At 71.7% G+C, this 21508-nt stretch carries 21 protein-coding genes; 11 read left to right on the top strand and 10 right to left on the bottom strand.

The window, feature by feature from the left end; genetic code table 11:
- Positions 1-179: 179 nt before the first annotated feature.
- On the bottom strand, positions 180-725 hold the full coding sequence (locus DQ392_RS15740) for an NUDIX hydrolase (protein ID WP_114016317.1): 546 nt from the start codon (positions 723-725) through the stop codon (positions 180-182).
- Between the two features lie 13 nt (positions 726-738).
- Positions 739-1860, bottom strand: coding sequence for an adenosylhomocysteinase (locus DQ392_RS15735; protein ID WP_114016220.1), 1122 nt, complete (start codon positions 1858-1860; stop codon positions 739-741).
- 327 nt (positions 1861-2187) lie between these two features.
- On the opposite strand from DQ392_RS15735, the gene DQ392_RS15730 reads away from it, so the two are divergent.
- Together DQ392_RS15730 and DQ392_RS15725 are read left to right on the top strand one after the other, a co-directional pair.
- Entirely contained in the window at positions 2188-3468 is a 1281-nt protein-coding gene (locus tag DQ392_RS15730; RefSeq protein WP_114016316.1) for a helix-turn-helix transcriptional regulator, read from the top strand.
- A gap of 13 nt (positions 3469-3481) precedes the next feature.
- Positions 3482-3847: a hypothetical protein gene (locus DQ392_RS15725; protein ID WP_114016219.1), complete on the top strand. Its 366-nt coding sequence runs from the start codon at positions 3482-3484 to the stop codon at positions 3845-3847.
- Positions 3848-3920: 73 nt separating this feature from the next.
- Here the strand turns inward: DQ392_RS15725 and DQ392_RS15720 are convergent, their stop codons facing one another.
- The gene (locus DQ392_RS15720) at positions 3921-5216 is read right to left on the bottom strand and encodes an MDR family MFS transporter (RefSeq protein WP_114016218.1); all 1296 of its coding nucleotides are present in this window, start codon (positions 5214-5216) and stop codon (positions 3921-3923) included.
- A gap of 183 nt (positions 5217-5399) precedes the next feature.
- Positions 5400-6470, bottom strand: a complete 1071-nt coding sequence (locus DQ392_RS15715; protein WP_281272989.1) for an extracellular catalytic domain type 1 short-chain-length polyhydroxyalkanoate depolymerase — start codon at positions 6468-6470, stop codon at positions 5400-5402.
- A 221-nt stretch (positions 6471-6691) separates the two neighbouring features.
- Here DQ392_RS15715 and DQ392_RS15710 point away from each other — a divergent pair, with 221 nt between their 5' ends.
- The 3 genes from DQ392_RS15710 to DQ392_RS15700 all read left to right on the top strand — a co-directional run bounded on the left by DQ392_RS15710 (position 6692) and on the right by DQ392_RS15700 (position 10987).
- Positions 6692-7657 (top strand): alpha/beta fold hydrolase, encoded by a 966-nt coding sequence (locus DQ392_RS15710; RefSeq protein ID WP_245981514.1) that lies wholly within the window; start codon positions 6692-6694, stop codon positions 7655-7657.
- A 95-nt stretch (positions 7658-7752) separates the two neighbouring features.
- Positions 7753-8679: a 3-hydroxybutyrate dehydrogenase gene (locus DQ392_RS15705; RefSeq protein WP_114016216.1), complete on the top strand. Its 927-nt coding sequence runs from the start codon at positions 7753-7755 to the stop codon at positions 8677-8679.
- Positions 8680-8689: 10 nt separating this feature from the next.
- Positions 8690-10987 carry a helix-turn-helix domain-containing protein gene (locus DQ392_RS15700; RefSeq protein WP_114016215.1) on the top strand — a complete coding sequence of 766 codons (2298 nt, stop codon included), beginning with the start codon at positions 8690-8692 and terminating at the stop codon, positions 10985-10987.
- Here the strand turns inward: DQ392_RS15700 and DQ392_RS15695 are convergent.
- A complete protein-coding gene (locus tag DQ392_RS15695) occupies positions 10949-12415 on the bottom strand; it encodes an MFS transporter (protein WP_114016214.1) in 1467 nt (488 codons plus the stop codon). The genes DQ392_RS15700 and DQ392_RS15695 overlap by 39 nt on opposite strands.
- A 127-nt stretch (positions 12416-12542) precedes the next feature.
- On the opposite strand from DQ392_RS15695, the gene DQ392_RS15690 reads away from it, so the two are divergent.
- Positions 12543-13304 (top strand): phosphoglyceromutase, encoded by a 762-nt coding sequence (locus DQ392_RS15690; protein WP_114016213.1) that lies wholly within the window; start codon positions 12543-12545, stop codon positions 13302-13304.
- Between the two features lie 112 nt (positions 13305-13416).
- On the opposite strand, the gene DQ392_RS15685 is transcribed toward DQ392_RS15690, so the two are convergent.
- The 4 genes from DQ392_RS15685 to phoU form a co-directional block, all read right to left on the bottom strand.
- Positions 13417-13788, bottom strand: coding sequence for a type II toxin-antitoxin system death-on-curing family toxin (locus tag DQ392_RS15685; RefSeq protein WP_342774948.1), 372 nt, complete (start codon positions 13786-13788; stop codon positions 13417-13419).
- A 26-nt stretch (positions 13789-13814) separates the two neighbouring features.
- Positions 13815-13976 carry a hypothetical protein gene (locus DQ392_RS15680; protein ID WP_245981512.1) on the bottom strand — a complete coding sequence of 54 codons (162 nt, stop codon included), beginning with the start codon at positions 13974-13976 and terminating at the stop codon, positions 13815-13817.
- Positions 13977-14190: 214 nt separating this feature from the next.
- Positions 14191-14355, bottom strand: a complete 165-nt coding sequence (locus DQ392_RS34470) for a hypothetical protein (RefSeq protein WP_181856444.1) — start codon at positions 14353-14355, stop codon at positions 14191-14193.
- Between the two features lie 288 nt (positions 14356-14643).
- Positions 14644-15381 (bottom strand): phosphate signaling complex protein PhoU, encoded by a 738-nt coding sequence (gene phoU, locus DQ392_RS15670; RefSeq protein ID WP_245981510.1) that lies wholly within the window; start codon positions 15379-15381, stop codon positions 14644-14646.
- Positions 15382-15602: 221 nt separating this feature from the next.
- On the opposite strand from phoU, the gene phoR reads away from it, so the two are divergent.
- Entirely contained in the window at positions 15603-16910 is a 1308-nt protein-coding gene (phoR, locus tag DQ392_RS15665) for a two-component system sensor histidine kinase PhoR (RefSeq protein ID WP_114016209.1), read from the top strand.
- On the top strand, positions 16907-17587 hold the full coding sequence (gene phoP, locus DQ392_RS15660; protein ID WP_114016208.1) for a two-component system response regulator PhoP: 681 nt from the start codon (positions 16907-16909) through the stop codon (positions 17585-17587). The genes phoR and phoP overlap by 4 nt, the downstream gene beginning before the upstream one ends.
- Positions 17588-17685: 98 nt before the next feature.
- Here the strand turns inward: phoP and DQ392_RS15655 are convergent, their stop codons facing one another.
- Positions 17686-18405, bottom strand: a complete 720-nt coding sequence (locus tag DQ392_RS15655) for a copper chaperone PCu(A)C domain-containing protein (RefSeq protein WP_114016207.1) — start codon at positions 18403-18405, stop codon at positions 17686-17688.
- A 746-nt stretch (positions 18406-19151) separates the two neighbouring features.
- Here DQ392_RS15655 and DQ392_RS15645 point away from each other — a divergent pair.
- The 3 genes from DQ392_RS15645 to ispF all read left to right on the top strand — a co-directional run bounded on the left by DQ392_RS15645 (position 19152) and on the right by ispF (position 21291).
- Positions 19152-19634, top strand: coding sequence for a CarD family transcriptional regulator (locus DQ392_RS15645; RefSeq protein ID WP_016472332.1), 483 nt, complete (start codon positions 19152-19154; stop codon positions 19632-19634).
- 357 nt (positions 19635-19991) lie between these two features.
- On the top strand, positions 19992-20771 hold the full coding sequence (gene ispD / locus DQ392_RS15640; RefSeq protein ID WP_114016206.1) for a 2-C-methyl-D-erythritol 4-phosphate cytidylyltransferase: 780 nt from the start codon (positions 19992-19994) through the stop codon (positions 20769-20771).
- Positions 20761-21291, top strand: a complete 531-nt coding sequence (ispF, locus tag DQ392_RS15635; protein ID WP_114016205.1) for a 2-C-methyl-D-erythritol 2,4-cyclodiphosphate synthase — start codon at positions 20761-20763, stop codon at positions 21289-21291. Before ispD ends, ispF begins: the two co-directional genes overlap by 11 nt.
- Positions 21292-21508 lie beyond the last annotated feature (217 nt).

Here is a 21508-nt window from a genome sequence, read left to right as displayed (position 1 = left end):
GGGGCGGGCGGCGTCTCGGGCGAAGCCCAGGCTGATCGCCCAGTAGCCGGGCCTCACCGTGGGTAAAGCATCATTCGCCTCCCGTCTGCGCAGACACACCAGGTAGAAGGCGCGGACGATCAGGGCAAGCGCAGCGCCCCCGGGCCCCGGCCGGGGGCGCCGTTCGTTCCGGTGTCGGGTTACCTCGCCGCAGCCATGATCCGAGAGCGCAGGGGTTCGGCCGTCAGCGTGTCCGCGAACTGCCAGGAGTAGTTCGCGACCTCTTCTTCTTGCAACTCGACGGCGTCCACAGTGGTACGGAACAGGTACCGGAAGTCGAAGTGCAGGTGTTCCGGCTCGCCTTTGGCGCTGTTCGCGGGAATGGCGTGCACATCGATGTGCAAAGGTGCGCCGCGGTCCGGCTCGGTCTGCTCTGGCATGATGCCGGTTTCTTCGGCGAGTTCTCGCATGGCAGCGGCAACCAGAGTGTTGTCGGACTCCTCGACGTGCCCGCCGGGCAGAAGCCACTGGCCGAGCGCTCGGTGTTCGATGGTGAGAACTCGGCCGTCCGGGCGCAGCAGGGCGGCGCCGGCCGTGACGTGGCCGCGGAATTCCTTCCGAGAAGCGATAGCACTACCCGCGGCGTCGGCCACCTCGCCGATGGAGGACAAGGCGTCCTTCTCGTGCGGGTGCTCGGCGAGGTAGGCGCCGAGGGTTTCGCGCACGTGCTGAGCCGTGATCGGCATGGGCATCCGTCTCCTAGCGGTTGAAGTAGTTGAGCCACGTTCCGGCGATGAGGGCCCGGTCGGCGGCGTCGACCCCGTGCATACCGTGTGCGAGATCGCCGCGGGTCAGCTTCCGGACTCCCGCAAGGATCTCCGCCTGAACGAGGTAGATGAACGGGCCCACGGATGCGCCGTGCAGGAAGTTGACAGCGTTTCCGCCGTTGAGCAGGTAGAAGTAGTGCCCGGTCGTCTGGTACCGGGTGACGTGGTCTCCCGCGGGCGTTCGCCGGTAGACGGCGGGAAGTGCGTCGAGGTCGAGTTCATCCTCGGACGAGGTGACAGTCGCGACGTAGGCGCCGTTGCGGAGCCGCGGGAAGTCCTCCCCCTGGAGAGAGACGGTGCCAGTCGCGCACAGTACGAGCCCGGCGCCGTTGAGCGCGGCGTCGCGGTCCCGTGCCACCGTGAAACCCTGCGAGAGGGCCTGTGTACGCCGCACGGGGTCGATGTCGTAGATCGTGACCTGAACCCCTTTGGCGTGCAGCAGACGAGAGATGGAGCTTCCTAACTTCCCGAATCCGATCACGAGCGCCGGGCGCCCGTGCAGAATGTCGCCGCGGGAGCGCATCAGGGCTTCGGCGGAGAAGACGACGGATTGCCCGACGAGGAAATCTTCGGGTTCCTTGAGCGGTGAGCGAGCGACGGAGACGACGGGGCACGGCAGTTTCTCGCGTTCGGCGTAGCGCTTGTGCCCGTTCTCGGTGTCCTCGACGACGCCGACGATGTGACCGGAGAAACCGTCACACAGCGCGTCGAGCGTCGGAGCGAAGTAGCCGCCCACGTCGAGCAGAACGACGGACTCGCCGGCGGCCCGGGACTCGATGTAGTCGAGGGCCGCCTCGGGGTCCGCGAACATCTCTCGCGAGAGGGCGTCGCACTGGGTCGCCTGCTCGACTTCCCGGCGGGCGCACGCGGTGATGGACTTCGGCTTGGGCAGGACTGCCCGCAGGTGTGTTTGCGTGCCGACGGCTTGCACGAACGACGGCCGCTCGGGCAGGAGATGCGTCACGAGGAACGACGCGGGACGGTCGGCTGGCTGGAATGTCGTGGCGATCCGGTGAAAGTAGGCGTCGAGGGTTGCCCGCTCGAACTGTTCCATGTGCTTACTCCCGTGTTCGGTTGTCGGGCTCCCGGTAGGTGGTGCGCCCGGTTCGCGCTGGACCATCCTCATCAGCGCGAAGCGGCAGCCGTTTGCGGTGTTCAAGGTGCCGCGTCGTGATCACTTCTGCGGGACCGGATCACAGAGCCCTTGCGGCGTATGAATTGCGTGCACTCCTTGTGGGGAACCTTGCGGCGCTCACGCGTGGCCGAGGTGCGGCGTCCTGGGGCGACACTCCAAGGGAACCCCTGGGACACCGGGTGCGGCCACGGCAGCGTTGCGGCACTCTTGATGCACGTCTGAGGCACAGGGCGGAGTGAGGTGCTGATGGCTCTCGACTGGGGGAAGGGAAACCACGTGAGCCTGAGAGACCGGCGAAAGGCCGTGGGCTACAGTCAGGAGAAGCTAGCGATCACGCTCGGGGTCGACCGCACAACCGTCGGCAGGTGGGACCGGGGAGTGACCGTTCCGCAACCCGAGCTGCGGCCCAAGCTGGCGGAGTTGTTACTCGTTGACCTCGTTACGCTCGACGGCCTGATCAAGGGGCCATCAGCGCTCCCCGGAGGGCACACGGGGTTGCCGTCATATGACGCCTACGGCCCGGGGGATGACGACATGATCCGACGCGAATTCCTGCGCGCGATAGCAGTCGCCGGGGCGCTTGCCGCCGTATCAGCTGAGGACGCGGGCGCGCTCGCTGATGACACTGCGCGCGAGGACGCAGTCGGTCACTTGCGGATGAACGAGCATTTGTGGCAGGTCTACCAACTCGCGCGCTCGAAAAGGACAGTGCAGCCAGTCGTCACAGAACAACTCGCGGCACTGAACGAGAGCCTGGCCATGCGCTCGGCACGCCAGGGCCGTCTGTATGTTGCGGCCGGCGATTTGTTCCAGCTCGCTGGAGAGCTGGCGTTCGATGGAAACCGGCATACGGATGCCGCAGCCTCCTACTCGCTCGCGGCGTCAGCAAGCAAGGAAGCCGGTGCGTTCGACCTGTGGGCGTGCGCTCTGATCCGGCATGCTTACGTCGAGATGGCAGGGGGACAGTACCGCGAGGCCGTCGAACTGCTTTCTGTCTCTGAGGCCGTGGCAAAGCGTGGAGACAGTTCTCTATCCACCAGGCAGTGGGTCGCTGCTGTGCAAGCCGAAGCGCACGCCGGCTTGGGCGATCTCGAACGGTGTGAGCGTGCCCTCGATGAAGCCGAAAAGGTTCTCGATCTCGGAACCCACGCGCACAACGGGGGGTGGCTCCGCTTCGACGGATCACGTCTTGCCGAGGAACGAGGGGCCCGTTATGTGCAGCTCGGGCGGCTGGACAAGGCGGAAGCCGCGCTGACGAACGCTCTGAGCCAGGAAGCACTCGCCCCAGGCCATTCCTTCCGGCGGCGGGGCGTGGTCCTCGCGGATCTCGCGGCGATCGGAGCGAAGCGCAACGACCGTGAACAGATCGTGGCGTACGGGACTGAGGCTCTGCGGCTCGCCCGTCAGACCTCCTCCGGATACGTCGCCCGTAGACTCCAGGGACTACAGGCTGAGATCGGCTCACTGGCCGATGACCACCGAGTCGCCGAGCTGGGCGCCGAGATCGCCGCGTTGGCCACTTCGTGACGAGAGGGTTGTTATGTCGGAGGCAGAGGGGGCTCGGCTGTTCCGGGAGTCATGGATCGCCGGTGTACGGAAGTACTTTCCTGGCGAGCCGAAACCGGGTTACGTGACACCTTGGGAAGAGACGCCCGAGTGGGAGCGACAGGCGGCGGGTGCGGTCTATGAGCAGGTTCGGCAGTTCCTCGCGCTCAGCGGCGGGCACGCTGCTCGCTTGAGCCGTGAGCAGAAGAGCCGGTTCGTCGCCACAGCGTGGACGGCCCAGATGTTCAAGCACTTCGAAGATCCCAAACCGGGGTACGTGGCTGACTGGCCGGATCTGCCCGAGTGGCAGCAAGAGACGGACGCGGACATCTTCCGGGCCATCGAGGACGCCGTCGGCTGACAATGCCCAACGCGGAATGGCCCCCGCCGGGCGGGGCCGTTTCCCTGCGAGCCGGTACAGGGGTGCGGGCCGCCTATGCGGCAGGGGTGGTGTCGGTCTCGGCCGGTGGGCCGGCGGCGGTCGCCGGCTGTGTCTCGCGGGGCTCGGTGTCGCGGAGGCTGCGCAGGAGCAGTCCGTAGCCGGCTGCGGTGAGGGTGCCGATCAGGGCGCTGGCCGCCCACAGGGTGTCGGAGCCGAAGCGGTCGATGACGGTGCCGCCCAGCAGTGGGGCGCCGAGGGAGGCCACGGACCAGGAGAGCGTGTACATGCCCTGGTAGCGGCCTCGGCCCTGGGTGGGGGAGAGGCGGACGACCAGGCCCATCTGCGTGGGCGAGTTGATCATTTCGCCGACGGTCCATACCGCGACGGCCACCGCGTAGAAGGCGGCGGATCCGGCGAACGCGTTTAGTCCGAAGCCGTACCCCGTCAGCAGTGCGGAGACGATCAGGAGCCTGGCGGGGTCGCGGTGCTCGATGAAGCGGGTCAGGGGGAGTTGGAGCGCGACGATGAGGACGCCGTTGAGGGCGATGACGGTGCCGAAGTCGGTGCTGGTCAGGCCCTGTTCGCCCATGGAGATGGGGAGGGAGACGAAGGCCTGCTGGATGAGGGTGGCCAGCAGCAGGTTGAGCGCGACGACGGCCATGAAGCGCTTGTCGCGCACCACCGTGGCCATGGAGACGGCGGCGGCCTCGCGCCCGTGCGCGGACCGCGCGGGCGGCGTCTCGGGCCGGGACTCCGGCAGTTTCAGGAAGACGACGACGGCCGTGACCAGCACCATCGCCGCTTCGCCGAGGAAGAGCAGGTGGTAGCTGTACTGGGCGATGAGCCCCGCGCTGGTGGAGGAGACGGCGAAGCCCAGGTTGATCGCCCAGTAGTTGAGGGAGAACGCCCGCACCCGGTCCTCGGGGGCGACGATGTCGGCCATCATCGCCTGCACGGCGGGGCGTGAGGCGTTGGAGGCCATGCCGACGAGCCCGGCGACGGCCGCGATCGCGACCGGGTGGGTCACCAGGCTGAGCGAGGCGACGGAGGCGGCCGTCGCCACCTGGGCGGCCAGCATGGTCGGCCGCCGCCCCAGCCGGTCGGTGAGCACACCGGCGCCGATGGAGGAGATGACGCCGCCGAGCCCGTAGAGCGCGCCGACCAGCCCCGCGTACGAGGCGGAGAAGCCGCGTTCGGCGGTCAGGTAGAGGGCGAGGAAGGTCGCCACGAAGGCGCCGAGCCGGTTGACGAGTGTGCTGGTCCACAGCCACCAGAACTGGCGGGGCAGTCCGCCGACGCTCTCGGCGAGCGCCTGTCTCAGTCCCCTGGCAGACACCTTCGCGCCCATGACCGCTCCCCCTGCTCACGCTCGCCGCACGCGACGGCCCCCGCCGACGATCCGCGACGAGGACCCGCGACGAGGACCCGCGCCGATGTAAGTGCCTCAGCGCGTATCGCACGTTACTCACAGCCGTGGTGAGGTGGCCAGTGGATTACCCGAACCGGTCAATCGACGCCGCTGGGAGAAGGCTCACCCGTTGGAGGCCAGCCCCCAGTCGCGCGTGATGTACGCCGTCGAGCACACCGTGTCCAGGAAGTAGGCCCCGGCCCGCCCGCACCCCTCACCGGGCTTGACGGGCGTCCCGTGGCCCATCCCGTTCACGGTGTAGCTGCGCACGACGACCTGGCCGCTGCCGTCCTGGTAGTCCGACTGCGTGGTGGCACCGGGCAGGTCGTGGGTGGCGTCGGCCGTCTGGTCGGCGCCGAGGACGTTCGTCCACTGCTTGACGGATTCGGTGGCGTTGCCCGGTACGACGGTGTAGTCGGCCGTTCCGTGCCAGACGGACACGGTGGGCCGCCGCCCCTGGTAGTCGGGGTGGGCGGCGCGGACGAGGTCGCCCCACTGGGCCGGGGACTTGGTGACGCCGGGGTTCTGGCACGTGAACGCCCCGGGGAGCGAGGTCGCACAGCCGTGCGGCAGGCCGCCGATGACGGCGCCCCCGGCGAACGCGTCGGGGTAGGCGGCCAGCAGCGCCGACGTCATGGCGCCCCCGGCCGAGAGTCCGGTGACGTAGACGCGGGAGGGGTCCGCGTCCAGGTCCCCTGCCGTGCGCTCCACCATCTGCCGGACGGACAGCGCCTCCCCGTTGTCCCGCCCGGTGTCTAAGGGCTGGAACCAGTTGAAGCACCGGTTGCCGTTGTTGGCCGTCTCCTGCTGCGGGGCGACCACGGCGAACCCCTGTTCGTCCGCGGCCTGCTGCCAGCCCGCGCCGTCGAAGTACGTGGCCGCGTCCTGTGTGCAGCCGTGCAGTACGACGACCACGGGACGCCCGGCGCCCAGCCCTTCGGGCACGTAGCGGTACATGGACAGGGCGCCGGGATTGGACCCGAAGCCGGTGACACGTTCGAGGGCGGCGACCGCCTGATCCGGCGCCGCGTCCGTGCTCACGGCAGTACCCGTGCGCACATCGGCGCGCGGGTGCGGGCCGGTGCCGGTGCGCACGTCGGTGCTCGTGCTCGTGCTCATGGCGGTGCCGGTGCTCACGGCGGCGAGGGTGAGGGTGGCCAGCAGGAGGGAGGTGGTGCGCAGGGAGGATCGCATGGCGGAGCCCTTCCGCGTGGGGTCGGAGGCGGGGGTGCGGAATGCTCCGTACGGTAGGGCCCGTGCCGTGGTGGTCGAACGTGCGTGCCTGCCACCGGTGTTGTGCGCCAGGTGTGCGGCCCCCACATTGCCGGGCGGCGCCGCCCGGGCGGCGCCGGCGCGCCCGACCCCGCCCGGACCGAGCCGGCCCCGACCCGCCCGTACCGACAGGAGGAGTACGCGTGAGCATCCGTACGGCCCGTACCCGCACCGCCCCCGCCCCCGGAGGCGGCGAACTCGCCTTCACCCACTGGCCGGGGGCGCACGGCGGCGCACCACTCGAGGCCCCCGTGCTGATCGCGCTGCACGGCATCACCGCCAACGGGCGTGCCTTCGACGCCGTCGCCGACGCCCTCGACACCGCCCTCCCCGACGCCTCGCTCTACGCCCCCGACCTGCGCGGACGCGCCGCGAGCGCCGCGCTTCGGGGGCCTTACGGGCTCGCCGCGCACGTCGCCGACGTCCTGGCGCTGCTCGACCACCTGGGGCAGGAGCGCGCCGTGCTGATCGGCCACTCCATGGGCGGCTTCGTCGCCGCGCTCGCCGCCGCACGCCACCCCTCCAGGGTGGCCGGTACGGTGCTGGTGGACGGCGGGCTTCCCTTCCCGGGTACGGGCGCGGCCGGCGGAGCCGGAGGCGACGGCGCAGGGGAAGAGGACGCCATCGACGCGCAGCTCGAAGCCGTCATCGGCCCGGCCATGCGGCGCCTGTCGATGACCTTCCCCGACCGGGACAGCTACGCCGGGTTCTTCCGCGAACACCCCGCCATCCGGCCGCTGTGGAACGAGGACGTGCGGGCGTACTTCGACCGCGACCTGGTCGGCACCGAGCCCGAGCTGCGCAGCAGTTGCGTGCTGGAGGCCGTACGGGCCGACGGGCGCGGCGTGCTCGTCGAGCCGCTGCTGCGCACCGCGCTGCGCGAGCCCGGCCCGCCCGCCGTCTTCCTGTGGGCCGAGCGCGGAATGCTGGACGAGCCGCAGGGGCTGTACGGGGCCGAGAACCCGCCGGGCCTCGGGCTGCTGCACCCCGAAAGGGTGGCGTCGCGACGCGTCGACGGCGTCAACCACTACTCGATCGTGATGGCCGCCGAGGGCGCGCGGGCGGTGGCCGAGGCGACGGCCGAGGTGGCCCGGCGGGCAGCGGTCTGACGGCGTGGGAGCGTACCCCCGGCACACAGGATGCCCGCGAAGTATGGGCGCGGATCACATCCGTGCGGCCGGGGACCGCGCCTAGGCTGGCGCCCATGACGCCCCAGCCCGAGCCCCCGCAGCCCGAGCCCCCGCAGGCCGAGTCCCCGCAGTCCTCGCAGGCCGACTCCCCGCAGCCCACGTCGGTGGGGTCCGCGGCACCTCAGGCCGGGCACCCGGCCGCCGCCGGCCGCACCGTCGTCTTGGACCTGACCGGCCGTACCGCCCTGGTCACGGGCGCGGCCAGCGGCATCGGCCGGGCGTGCGCGCTGCGCCTGGCGGCGGCCGGGGCCCGGATCCGGGCCGTGGACGTGGACCCCGAAGGGCTCAAGGCGCTCGCCGAGGAGGTGGCACGGACGGCGGGCCCCTCGGCCGAGGCCGTCGAGGTCCACCCGCTCGACCTGACCCGGGACGCCGGACTGGACGCCGCCGAACGCGCCGCCGACGGCACCGACGTGCTCGTCAACGCGGCGGGCACGCAACTCGTCCGGCCCGTCGAGGAGTTCCCACCGGAGACGTTCCGCATGATGATCACCCTCATGCTGGAGGCCCCGTTCCGCACCACGCGCGGCGCGCTGCCGGGCATGTACGCGCGGGGCTGGGGCCGGATCGTGCACATCTCGTCCGTCCACGGGCTGCGCGCCTCGGCGTACAAGTCGGCGTACGTGGCGGCCAAGCACGGTCTCGAAGGGCTGTCGAAGACGACGGCGCTGGAGGCGGCCGAGCACGGGGTGACCTCCAACTGCGTCAACCCCGCCTACGTGCGCACCCCGCTGGTGGAGCGGCAGATCGCCGACCAGGCGGCGGCGCACGGCATTCCGCCGGAGCGCGTCGTCACCGACGTCCTTCTCGCCGACTCGGCGCTCAAGCGGCTGCTGGAGGTGGAGGAGGTCGCCGAGGCCGTCGCCTACCTGTGCACTCCGGCCGCCTCCTTCCTCACGGGTTCGGCCCTGCCCCTCGACGGCGCCTGGACCGCTCACTGACCCTGTGCCCATGCGCCGCACGAGCCACCCGCCGAACGCCGCCACCGGGCCAGGCGACCCCGCCGGCACCGGCGGTCCCGACGAGCACGCCGAGGCCGGTGGCCATGTCGGCCGCGCCGGCACAGGACCCGACGACCACGCCTGCCTCGGATACCTCGAACTCCTCACCAGGGGCGCCCCGCCCGAGGCGTACGACGAGCCGGCGGCGCACGCGGCACCGGCCCACGGCGGCTCCGCAGCAGCCCGCGGCAAGCACCTCGCGCTGCGCATCCGCGCGGAGCTGGAGGGCAGGCGGCGGCGCGAGGCCGAACTGACCGGCCTCTTCGAGACGGTGCACGACCTGGCAGGGCTGCGCGACGTGGACGACGTGCTCCAGGCGATTGTGCAGCGCGCCCGCCGCCTGCTGTCCACCGAGGTCGCCTACATGACGCTCACCGACCCCGAGCGCGGCGACACCTACATGCGGGTCACCGAAGGGTCGGTCTCGGCCCGCTTCCAGCAGCTGCGGCTCGGCATGGGCGAGGGGCTCGGCGGACTGGTGGCCCAGACGGCCCGCCCCTACGCCACCCAGGACTACCCGCGCGACGCCCGTTTCCAGCACACCCACCCCATCGACAGCGGCGTCGGCGAGGAGGGCCTCGTCGCCATCCTGGGGGTGCCGCTGCTGCTGCGCGGCCGTGAGGTCATCGGCGTGCTGTACGCGGCCGACCGCCGCGAGCGCGTCTTCGACCCTGAACAGATCGCGCTGCTGCGCTCGTTCGCCGCGCACGCCGCCGTCGCGCTCGACAACGCCCGGCTGCTGACCGAGACCACGCAGGCCCTGGCCGGCCTCCGCGCCGTCAACGCGACCATCCGCCGCGCCTCCGACGTCCACGACCGCCTCACCGAACTCGTGCTGCGCGGCGGCGGCGTGCCCGACGTGACCCGGGCGCTGGCCGAAGTGCTCGGCGGCGCCGTCGAGTTCGCCGACAGCGGGGGCCCGGCCACCTGGGAGGCCGCCGTCGCGCGCTCCCGCCGCGACGGGCACGCCGTACGCCAGGACGACACCTGGGTGGCCGCCGTCACCGCTGGCGGCGAACCACTCGGTGCGCTGCTGCTGCACGGCCACCCCGAGCTCGCACCCGTCGACCAGCGCACCCTGGAGCGCGCGGCGATGGTCACCTCGCTGCTCCAGCTCGCGCGCCGGTCCGCGGGCGAGGCCGAGCAGCGGGTGCGCGGCGAACTCCTGGACGACCTGCTGGACGCCGCGCACCGCGACCCCCATCTGCTGCGCGACCGGGCCGCCCGGGTGGGCGCCGACCTGGACGTTCCCCACACGGTGCTCGCCGTCCGCCTCGACCCCCCGGACGCCGGGGAGGCGGGCGCCGGCGGACCCGGACCGGGCGGGGCCGCCGCCCGCGGCCCGTTCGCCGCCGACGAGGACGAGGGGGACAGGCAGCGCCTCTGGTCGGCTGCCGGGCACCTGGCCGCCACCCGGCACGGTCTGGCCGCCACCCGGGACGGCGGCCCCGTCCTGCTGCTCCCCCTCGCCCCGCCGTCCCACTCCGGCCGCCTGACGCGCTCGGACCGCCGGACCCGCTCCGACCACCCGGACCACTCCGACCGGCCCGACGGCCCCGGCCCGTCTGTCGGCCCGTCCGACCGCTCCGGCTCGCCCGACCGTCCGGGCTCGTCCGACCGGCCTGCCCGGTCCGCTCGCCCCGGCTCGTCCGGCGAACCCGCCTCCGCGAGGGGTTCCGCGCCCCGGGGAGGCGCCGCGTCCGTGGGGGGTGCCGCGCCCGCGGGAGACGGCGAGGCCGTTTCCCGCACCGCACGGCAGGTGGCCGCCGAACTGGGCCGGGCCGTGGGCGGGCCCGTCACGGTCGGCGCCTCCGCGCCCGTACCCGCACCCGCCGACCTTCCGGGAGCCGTCGCCGCCGCCTACCCGGAGGCCCGGCGCTGCCTGGACGCGCTCAGCCTGCTCGGCCGGCGCGGTGAGGGCGCCGCCGCCTCGGACCTCGGCTTCCTCGGGCTGCTGCTGACGGACACCCGCGACGTCACCGGCTTCGTCCACCGCACCCTCGGGCCCGTTCTCGACTACGACGCACAGCGCGGCACCGGACTGGTGGCCACCATGGACGCGTACTTCTCCTGCGGCATGAGCCCCGTCCGCGCCAAGGACGTGCTGCACGTCCACGTCAACACCGTCGCCCAGCGACTGGAGCGGGTGGCCCGGCTGCTGGGCGACGACTGGCAGGCGCCGCACCGCACGCTGGAGATCCAGCTGGCGCTACGGCTCCACCGGCTGGCGGGGGCCGTCGGCGGCTGAGGACGGGGGCGCCGCCTCGCCCGCCCCCTCCGGTGCGCGGCCGGCAGCGCCCGGGCGCGCGGGAGCGTCCGGCTCGCCCACCTCGTTCAGATCGCGGTGGCGCGTCTCGTCCGCGCACGCCAGGGCGACGACGGTCAGCAGCGCGGCCGCGATCACATACAGGGACACCATCGCGGAGCCGTCGAACCCGGCCAGCAGCGCGGTCGCGATCATCGGCGCGGGCGCGCCCGCCGCCACCGAGGAGAACTGCGCTCCGATCGAGGCGCCCGAGTACCGCATGCGGGTCGCGAACAGTTCGGAGAAGAACGCCGCCTGCGGCGCGTACATCGCCCCGTGCAGCACCAGGCCCACCGTGACGGCGAGGGCGATCAGGGCGAAGTTCCCGGTGTCGAGCAGCGCGAAGAACGGGAAGATCCACGCGCCGACGCCGAGCGCGCCCAGCAGGTAGACGGGGCGGCGGCCCACCCGGTCGGAGAGGCCGCCCCACAGCGGGATGACGCAGAAGTGGACGGCGGAGGCGAGCAGCACCGCGTTGAGGCCCGTCTGCTGCGACAGGCCGAGGTGGTCGGTGAGGTAGACGAGGATGAAGGCGGTCAGCACATAGAAGCTGATGTTCTCCGCCATGCGGGCGCCCATCGCGACCAGCACGTCGCGCCAGTGGTGCCGCAGCACGGCCGGCAGCGGCAGCTCCTCGTCCGTGGCGCCCTCCTGCCGCTTGCGGGCCTCGGCGCGGGCCTGGGCCTCCTTGAAGACGGGTGACTCGTCCACCGCGAGACGCACCCACAGCCCGACCACCACCAGCACCCCGGACAGCAGGAACGGCACCCGCCAGCCCCAGCTCTCGAACGCGCTGTCGGTCAGCAGTGCGGTGAGCGCCGCCAGCACGCCGGTCGCCAGCAGCTGACCGGCCGGCGCACCCGTCTGCGGCCACGACGCCCAAAAGCCGCGCCGCCGGGCATCCCCGTGTTCGGACACCAGCAGCACCGCGCCGCCCCACTCGCCGCCCAGCGCGAACCCCTGCACCAGGCGCAGCGTCGTCAGCAGCACGGGCGCGAACGAGCCGACCGTGGCGTGCGTGGGCAGCAGCCCGATGGCGAACGTCGCGCCACCCATCATCAACAGGCTGATGACCAGCAGCTTCTTGCGGCCGATCCGGTCACCGTAGTGACCGAAGACCAGCGCGCCGACCGGGCGGGCCGCGAAGCCGACCGCGTAGGTGAGGAACGACAGCAACGTGCCGACCAGCGGATCGGAGTCCGGGAAGAACAGCGTGTTGAAGACCAGCGCGGCGGCCGAACCGTAGAGGAAGAAGTCGTACCACTCGATCGTGGTGCCGACGAGGCTCGCGGCGACGATCCGCCGCAGCGAACGGGCGGCGGGCGGCGCGGCGTCCGAGGACGCCGAGGGGGACGAAGAAGGGGGAACCATGCCGCCGCACGCTAGGGAAACCGGCCACCGCCCCCCATGTGGCGGCACCCCACACTTCGCCGCCCGCCGATGAGGCCGGCACCCACCCTCGCTCTGCGCCGACCGGCCGACGCGTAGGCTTCCGGGTATGGCCGACGCACCGTACAAGCTGATTCTGCTCCGCCACGGCGAGAGCGAGTGGAACGCCAAGAACCTGTTCACCGGCTGGGTGGACGTCAACCTCACCGAGAAGGGCGAGAAGGAGGCGGTCCGCGGCGGCGAGCTGCTCAGCGACGCCGGCCTGCTCCCCGACGTACTCCACACCTCCGTGCAGAAGCGCGCCATCCGCACCGCGCAGCTCGCGCTGGAGCCCGCCGACCGCCTGTGGATCCCGGTCCGCCGCTCCTGGCGGCTCAACGAGCGCCACTACGGTGCGCTCCAGGGCAAGGACAAGGCGCAGGTCCGCGACGAGTTCGGCGAGGAGCAGTTCATGCTCTGGCGCCGCTCCTACGACGTGCCGCCGCCCCCGCTGGAGGACGGCGCCGAGTTCTCGCAGAGCGACGACCCCCGCTACGCGGGCCTCCCCAGCGAGCTGCGGCCCCGCACGGAGTGCCTCAAGGACGTCGTCCAGCGGATGCTGCCGTACTGGTTCGACGGCATCATCCCCGACCTGATGGCAGGCAAGACCGTCCTGGTCGCCGCCCACGGCAACTCGCTGCGCGCCCTGGTCAAGCACCTGGACGGCATCTCCGACGAGGAGATCTCCGGCCTCAACATCCCCACCGGCATCCCGCTCTCCTACGACCTGGACGCCGACTTCCACCCGGTCGATCCGGGCGGCACCTACCTCGACCCGGAAGCCGCCAAGGCCGCCATCGAAGCCGTCAAGAACCAGGGCAAGAAGAAGTAACGCAGACGCGGTCACGGCCCCCGCCTGCGGAGTCGCCGCGAGTGGGGGCCGTGGGTTGTGCCTGGGGGCAGCCCTGGCCATGGTGCTGACTGCGCCAGCGCCAGAGCGTCACCTACGAAGGCTTCACGAAGGACGCCAGGTTCTCGGCGATCTCGCCGATCTCAAGTCGACTCTGAGAAACCTTGAGAACGAAGGCTTCCGCCTTGTCCTCGTCCAGCGGCTCGGCAAGCTCGTACCCGTTGAGGTCCAAGAAGACGACGGCCGTCGCCCAGCCAGTGCGCTTGTTGCCATCGATCAGGCTGTGGTTGCTGGCAACAGAGTGCAGAAGAGCAGCAGCCTTCTCGAACAGATCGGGATACGCGTCTTGACCGAAGGCGCTGGAGCGGGGCCGCTGTACGGCAGAGGACAACAGCCCCCACTCCCGGATCTTCGGCCGACTACCGAGCGTGATCTCAGCGATGGAGAGGACGTCCTCTTCATCCAGATACTCGGTGATGTGGGAACTCCGGGCTACTTGGTGGCCAGACGCTTGTTGAGGCCGGCGGAGACGCGGGCCGTGCGCAGAGCCGCGGCACGCACTTTCCGCCGACGCAGCTCAGCGAGAACGGTGTCGTGTGCGAGGGATTTCACGCTCGTGCCCTCCTGGGCCGCGGCCTCGCGGATTCGTGCCATTTCGTCTTCGCTGAACGTCACGTTCAAAGCAGGCACGAGGCCTCCCCTCTCGCGTTGGTACCCATTCTGGTACCAGACTAGCAGGCCACCGGGAACCAGGCCCGCCGGCGGGCGGGGGCGGGGCCCTGACCTGTCGAACCGGTCAGGGCCCCGCCCCGTATCCCGTGGGGCCTCGCGCACTCCCGCGACCGGACGGTGGCCGCGCGCTGTGCGGTCAGCCGCAGGAGCCGCCGCACGAGCAGGCGCCGCCGGACTGGCAACCGCATCCGCAGCCGGGACCGCATCCGCACGCGCCCAGCAGGGGCAGCTCCCGCACTTCCCGTGGGGCGGTCTGCGGCCGTTCGGCCGGGGTGCGGAGCGGCTTCGGGGAGTCAGCCATCGTTCCCTCCTCAGCAGGGGCGGTCATGGACGGGCATGACACACCCCATTGCACGCCTCACCGCGATGGGCGCATCAAGGGCGCGCGGGTGCACACCCGCCCGCCCGCAGGGTCCCCGGCCGTCCACCGGACCCCGGCCGTCCACCGGACCCCGGCCGTCCACCGGACCCCGGCCGTCCACCGGACCCCGGCCGTCCACCGGACCCCGGCCGTCCACCGAACGTCGGGCGACCGCCGGACGACGGACGTCGGACGACCGCCGAGACCTCGGCGCACCGGCTCAGCGACTCACCGGCTCTCGCCCGAGCCCGCCGCAGCGCTGTCCACCGCGGCACCGCCCGCCACCGCACCGCCCGCCGCCGCGGCCAGTGCCGGGTCGATCTCGTCGGCGTAGTCGCCCGTCACGAGGTAGACGACGCGGCGCGCGACCGACACCGCGTGGTCGGCGAACCGCTCGTAGTAGCGGCCCAGCAGGGTGACGTCCACGGCGGTCTCGATGCCGTGCTTCCAGCGGTCGTCCATCAGGTGCTGGAAGAGGGTGCGGTGCAGCAGGTCCATCGCGTCGTCGTCCTGCTCCAGTTGCAGAGCCAGGTCGACGTCCTTGGTGATGAGGACCTCGGCGGCCTTGGCCATCAGCCGCTGGGCGAGCTGGCCCATCTCCAGGAGCGTCGCCTGGAGGTCCTGCGGTACGGCCGACTCGGGGTAGCGCAGCCGGGCGACCTTGGCCACGTGCTGGGCCAGGTCGCCCGAGCGCTCCAGGTCGGCGCTCATCCGCAGCGAGGTGACGACGATCCGCAGGTCGGTGGCGACCGGCTGCTGCCGGGCCAGCAGCTGTATCGCCCGGGTCTCCAGGTCGCGCTGGAGGTCGTCGACCTTCTCGTCGGCGGCGATGACGCTCTCGGCGAGCTTGAGGTCCGCGTCCAGCATCGCCGTGGTGGCGCGCCCGATCGCGGAGCCGACGAGCCTGGCCATCTCGACCAGGCTGTCCCCGATCGAGTCCAGCTCCTCGTGGTACGCGTCCCGCATGGCTGTCCTTCCCTCGCACTGTTTCGACCGGAGACCCGGATACCGGCGCCCCCGGGGGGCTCACGGTGGCCCCCACGCTTTCACGGTGCGCCCGAAATGCGACCGGTTCGGCCCTCCACGGTGAACCAGAGGCGCCGTGCGGGTAAACACTGGGCGACAGCTGTTGCGGGCTCCCCCTCCTGGGCTGGGGGTGTGTCCGGCGGGGCGCATAACCTGGCTGTATGGACGTGAATGCGGCGGTCGCCGCGGCAGCAGCGATCGCCGGTGTGTGCACCGGCGTGATCGCGATGCTGGCGTTCCGCTGGAGCGAGCGGGAGCAGGCCCGCCCGACCCGTACCTCCTCCTCGCTGCACACCGGCCCCGGGCTCCCCCCGGGCGTCGACACGGTCCTGTCGGTGCTGCGCTCCTCCGCCGTCGTGCTGGACGAGAGCGACGCCGTCGTCAAGGCCAGCTCGGCCGCCTACGCGCTGGGCCTGGTGCGCGGCGGCAGGCTCGGTATCGAGCCGATGCTCCAGATGGCGCGGGACACCCGGCGGGACGGCGAGATACGCCAGGTCGAGCTGGACCTTCCCCGGCGCGGCACCGGAAGGGGTGATGCCCTCGCGGTCTCCGCGCGGGTGGCTCCGCTCGGCTCCCGCCTGGTGCTCCTGCTGGTGGAGGACCTGACGGAGGCCCGCAGGATCGAGGCGGTGCGGCGCGACTTCGTCGCGAACGTCAGCCACGAGCTCAAGACCCCGGTGGGGGCGCTCTCGCTCCTCTCGGAGGCGGTGCTGGACGCCTCCGAAGAGCCGGAGGCGGTGCAGCGCTTCGCCGGGCGCATGCAGAACGAGGCCACGCGGCTGACGAACCTGGTCCAGGAGCTGATCGACCTCTCGCGGGTGCAGAACGACGACCCGCTGGAGGACTCCGAGTCGGTCCGCGTCGACGAACTGGTGACCGAGGCGATCGAGCGCAGCCGGCACAGCGCCGAGGGCAAGCAGATCACCCTCCTGGCCGGAGGCACCGAAGGTCTGCACGTGTGGGGGAACAGGGGGCAGCTCGCCGCCGCACTCGGCAACCTCGTCGAGAACGCCGTCAACTACTCACCGGCCCGCACCCGCGTCAAGGTCGCGGGCCGCCGCACCCAGGAGGGCGGGGAGGACCTCATAGAGATCGCCGTCACCGACCAGGGCATCGGTATCTCGGAGCGCGACAGGGAGCGGATCTTCGAACGCTTCTACCGCGTCGATCCGGCCAGGTCCCGTGCCACCGGCGGCACCGGGCTCGGCCTGTCCATCGTCAAACACGTGGCCGCCTCGCACGGCGGGGAGGTCACGGTGTGGAGCGCCGAGGGCCAGGGCTCCACCTTCACCCTCCGGCTGCCCGAGGCGGGCAGTGGACGGGAGCAGGCCGCGCTGGAGAAGGCCGACCGGCTGGGCCGGAACCGCCTCTCCGGCGCATTGCAGGAACCGGCCGCCTTCGACGAGGAGGAGCGGCCGTATGTCGACCAGGCTGATGAACAACTTTCCGCCCCGGAGGTCCTCCCGTGACCCGAGTGCTCGTCGTCGAGGACGAGGAATCGTTCAGCGACGCACTGTCGTACATGCTCCGCAAGGAAGGCTTCGAGGTCGCCGTCGCGGCCACGGGTCCAGAGGGGCTCGACGAGTTCGAACGCAACGGCGCCGATCTGGTGCTGCTCGATCTGATGCTGCCAGGACTGCCCGGCACCGAGGTCTGCCGCCAGCTGCGCGGCCGCTCCAACGTTCCCGTGATCATGGTGACGGCCAAGGACAGCGAGATCGACAAGGTCGTCGGTCTGGAGATAGGCGCCGACGACTACGTCACCAAGCCGTTCTCCTCCCGCGAGCTGGTCGCCCGCGTCCGCGCGGTGCTGCGCCGCCGCGGTGAGCCGGAGGAGGTCACCCCCGCGGCCCTGGAGGCGGGGCCCGTCCGGATGGACGTGGACCGGCACGTGGTCACGGTCGGCGGCGGCAAGGTGGAACTGCCGCTCAAGGAATTCGACTTGCTGGAGATGTTGCTGCGCAACGCGGGCCGGGTGCTGACCAGGATGCAGCTGATCGACCGGGTCTGGGGTGCCGACTACGTGGGGGACACCAAGACCCTCGACGTCCACGTCAAGCGGTTGCGAGCCAAGATCGAACCGGACCCGGGCGCCCCGCGCTACCTGGTGACGGTGCGCGGCCTCGGCTACAAGTTCGAGCCGTGAACGGGCGCCTCGACGTGACGGGCGCCTCGACGTGACGGGAGGCCGCACCCCTGGTGGGGTGCGGCCTCCCGTCACGTCCGTCGGCGTCGAGGCGCGGCTCAGTGCCCGGCGTGCGCGCCGCCCTGCCCGGTGGCGTCCGGGGGCGACGAGGCGGCGTCCGAAGGCTGCCCCTGGCCGCCCTGCTCGCCCTGCCGGTCCTGCTCCCGCGGCTGTCCGGATCCGGTCCGGCCCTCCTCGCCCGGCTTGTCACCGGGGCCGGCGCTCTCGGAGGACGACGCGGAAGAGCCCGGCTTCGGGCCCTGGCTGGAGGGCGACGAGGTCGGGCCCACCGTCTTGTAGGCGCCCTCGGCCGGGAAGACCGCGGCCTTCAGCTTGACCGCGCCGGTGCTGCTGAGGTCGAAGGTGACGGGCTGGGCGTTGCCGTCCTTGACGCCCGCCCGCTTCGCGTCGGTGAGCAGCGCCGAGGCCTCGCCCTTGCCGCCGAGCTTCAGCGAGCCCCCGGCCGGGACGACCAGCTTCTTCTCCCCCTTGGCCGGGCTGAGCTCGGCGCGGGAACCGCTGACCGAGACGCCCTTGAGGGTCTGGTCCTTGTTGCCGTCGTTGAAGATCCGCGCCGTGACGGTCGCTTCGCCGGTGCCGTCCGTGCCGGTCACGACGTTGGCGTTCTGGATCTTGATGTCCCCGACGTGCGTCGCCGCGTTGTCGGGCTTGATCTCCAGCGTCTGCGCGTCGTTCCCCGCTCCACAGGCGGTCAGCGAGACGGCGGCGAGCGCGAGGGCGGTGGCGGCGAGGGTGCCGCGACGAAGGCTGCTGCTCACGGCGGCGGCAACTCCTTGGCGGGCCAGGGCGGCGGCACGCTGCTGAGCACGGGAGGCTCCGGAGCGTTGCCGGTCGCGTACGGATGGGCTTGGCGTGCGCGCTCAGGTTACCGACAGCCCGAGGAGGCCCCGCACCCGACCCTCCGACCCACCCACCACCGACCACCGCCCCACGGGACGGCCACACGGCCGCGGTGGCCCGTCGGTCACGGCTCGAAGAGCGCGCCGCACCGCCCGGCACGCCCCCTGGTGCGTGGGCGGATCGACGACCACCGCCCCGGTGACCGGCGCTCTCTCGCCGGGCGCGCGCGGGTCCGTTGGGGGCCCGAATAGCCGGTGGATAGCCGTGGCGGCCTCCGTGCGAGGTCGCGGCGGTGTTGGGGTGGGCTCCGTGCGGGGATTCCCGGGAATGCGGGAGGTTGATGAAGAATTGATCAACAGGTTCTTACACAGCCATTGATCAATTCTTGGGAAAGCCGGAAGACCGTACGAAGAGGCCGCTCCCTACAGTCGGACAAATCGGTCACCATGGACGTGTCGTGGGTCGCTTGCGGAGGTCGATCGTCCTCGTTTCCGAAGGTGCGCAGAACCGCTCCCACCTGCGAATACCCGCTTGCATTGGCCGCCCGCAGCACGATAGAGGGCCGCTTGTCAAGCCCCGAGATATGCCCTGACCTGCGAAAACGCCATTCAGAAGACGTCGTTGCCGTGTTACCCTGGATAGCCACGGAAGGGGTACCTGACACATGACGTTCAAGGTTGGCGACACCGTGGTCTATCCCCATCACGGGGCCGCGCTGATCGAGGCTATCGAAACTCGCCAGATCAAAGGCGTGGACAAGACCTACTTGGTTCTGAAGGTTGCGCAGGGCGATTTGACGGTGCGCGTGCCGGCGGACAATGCGGAGTTCGTGGGTGTACGTGACGTCGTCGGTTCGGACGGGCTGGACAGGGTCTTCGAGGTGCTCCGCGCGCCGTATGCCGAGGAGCCGACCAACTGGTCCCGCCGCTACAAGGCGAATCTCGAGAAGCTCGCGTCCGGCGATGTGATCAAGGTGGCCGAGGTTGTGCGCGACCTGTGGCGCCGGGAGCGCGAGCGCGGCCTCTCCGCAGGGGAGAAGCGGATGCTGGCCAAGGCCCGCCAGATCCTGGTGAGCGAACTGGCCCTGGCGGAGAACACGAACGAGGACAAGGCCGAGGCCCTTCTCGACGAGGTTCTCGCTTCCTGATCCACGGACTGTCCCACCGGATGGATGTACTGTCCCGCCGGACGGAATGCTCCCACGGTCGATCTGCTGCGACGACTGGTCGCAAGCGACTGTTCGCAGTTCTACGATGCCGCGGTGCCCGGATGACCTCAGTCGTCACCGGGCGCCGCGGCATATGTGGTGATATGGGCCGACAGGCCCGACACCGCCCGAGGGGCGGCAGGGTCTTGCGTGCCGGGCCCGGGCTGCACACTCGACCGGTGTTCACGGAAGGGCCCGATCGAGTGGTCGCGCCCGGCACTACCTCCAACCTACGGTCGGGGTACCCCCTGGCCATACCCACCCCGGCTGAGGACACAAACCCTGAACGCGCTACCGATGTCAATCGCATCCACAGACTCCGCCCCTTCCGCTGAACCGCGTCCCACGGGTGACGCCGGCCCCCGAACGGCCGTGGTGATCCCCGCCGCCGGCAGGGGCGTACGGCTCGGCCCGGGGGCGCCCAAGGCACTGCGCGAGCTGGGCGGTACACCCATGCTCATCCACGCGGTCCGGGCGACGGCGCGGGCCCGCACCGTCGGACTGGTCGTCGTGGTCGCGCCGCCGGACGGCGCCTGGGGGGTTCGCTCCCTGCTGGACGCGCACGAGCTGACCGACGTGGCCGTCGTACCCGGCGGAGACACCCGCCAGGACTCCGTGCGGCGCGGCCTCGCCGCGCTGCCCGACACCGTCGAGACGGTGCTCGTCCACGACGCCGCCCGGCCCCTGGTCCCGCACGAGACGGTCGACGCCGTCGTCGCCGCCGTGCGCGAGGGGGCGCCCGCGGTGGTGCCGGCGCTGCCCGTCGCCGACACCGTCAAGCAGGTCGAACCCCGCACCGACGCGGAGCCCGAGCCGGTGACCGGCACCCCGGACCGGGCCCGCCTGCGCGCCGTGCAGACCCCGCAGGGCTTCGACCGCGAGGTCCTGGCCCGGGCGCACGCCCGGCTGGCGCCCGAGGGCGAAGGCGCAACCGACGACGCCGGCATGGTCGAACGGCTCGGCGTCGAGGTCGTCGTCGTGCGCGGCCACGAGGAGGCGTTCAAGGTGACCCGCCCCCTCGACCTCGTTCTGGCGGAGGCGGTACTGGCACGCAGGAAGGCGAACGTTGAGTACTGAGCACACCGCCGCACGCGCGGCCGGGTACGCCGGGCGCCCCGCGCTTCCCCTGGTCGGCATCGGCACCGACGTGCACGCGTTCGAGGAAGGCCGCGAGCTGTGGTGCGGCGGCCTGCTGTGGGAGGGCGAACCGTACGGTCTCGCCGGGCACTCCGACGGAGACGTGGCCGCCCACGCGGCGTGCGACGCACTGTTCTCCGCCGCGTCCCTGGGAGACCTCGGCGCCCACTTCGGCACCGGCAGGCCCGAGTGGTCCGGCGCCTCGGGGGTCACCCTCCTCGCCGAGGCAGCGCGCATCGTGCGCGACGGCGGCTTCGAGATCGGCAACGTCGCCATCCAGGTCATCGGCGTCCGCCCGAAGATCGGCAAGCGCCGTGCGGAGGCGGCTGCCGCCCTGACCGCCGCTGTGGGGGCCCCCGTCTCCGTCGCGGGCACCACCACGGACGGGCTCGGCCTCACCGGCCGCGGTGAGGGCCTGGCGGCCCTGGCCACCGCGCTGGTCCTCCCCACCACCCCCTGATCCGATCCGCCCCCCTCCACCAGGGCGGCGGAAAGGACCCCCTGCCCCGTTCCGGCGGCGGAAGCCCACCCTTCCTCCCGCCGCGGCGGGAGGAGCCCCCTTTCTCCCCCCACGGCGGTGGAAACCTTTTCTTCCCGCCACGGGCAGTGGGGTCCCTTCTTCCCGCCACGGCAGTGGGAGCCCCTTCTTCCCGCCGCAGCGGCGAGGAGCCACGACG

The sequence above is a fragment of the Streptomyces reniochalinae genome (assembly GCF_003323735.1).
Lineage (GTDB): Bacteria > Actinomycetota > Actinomycetes > Streptomycetales > Streptomycetaceae > Streptomyces > Streptomyces reniochalinae.
Note: the sequence above shows the minus strand (reverse complement) of the source record. Positions and strands in the feature narration are given on the sequence as shown.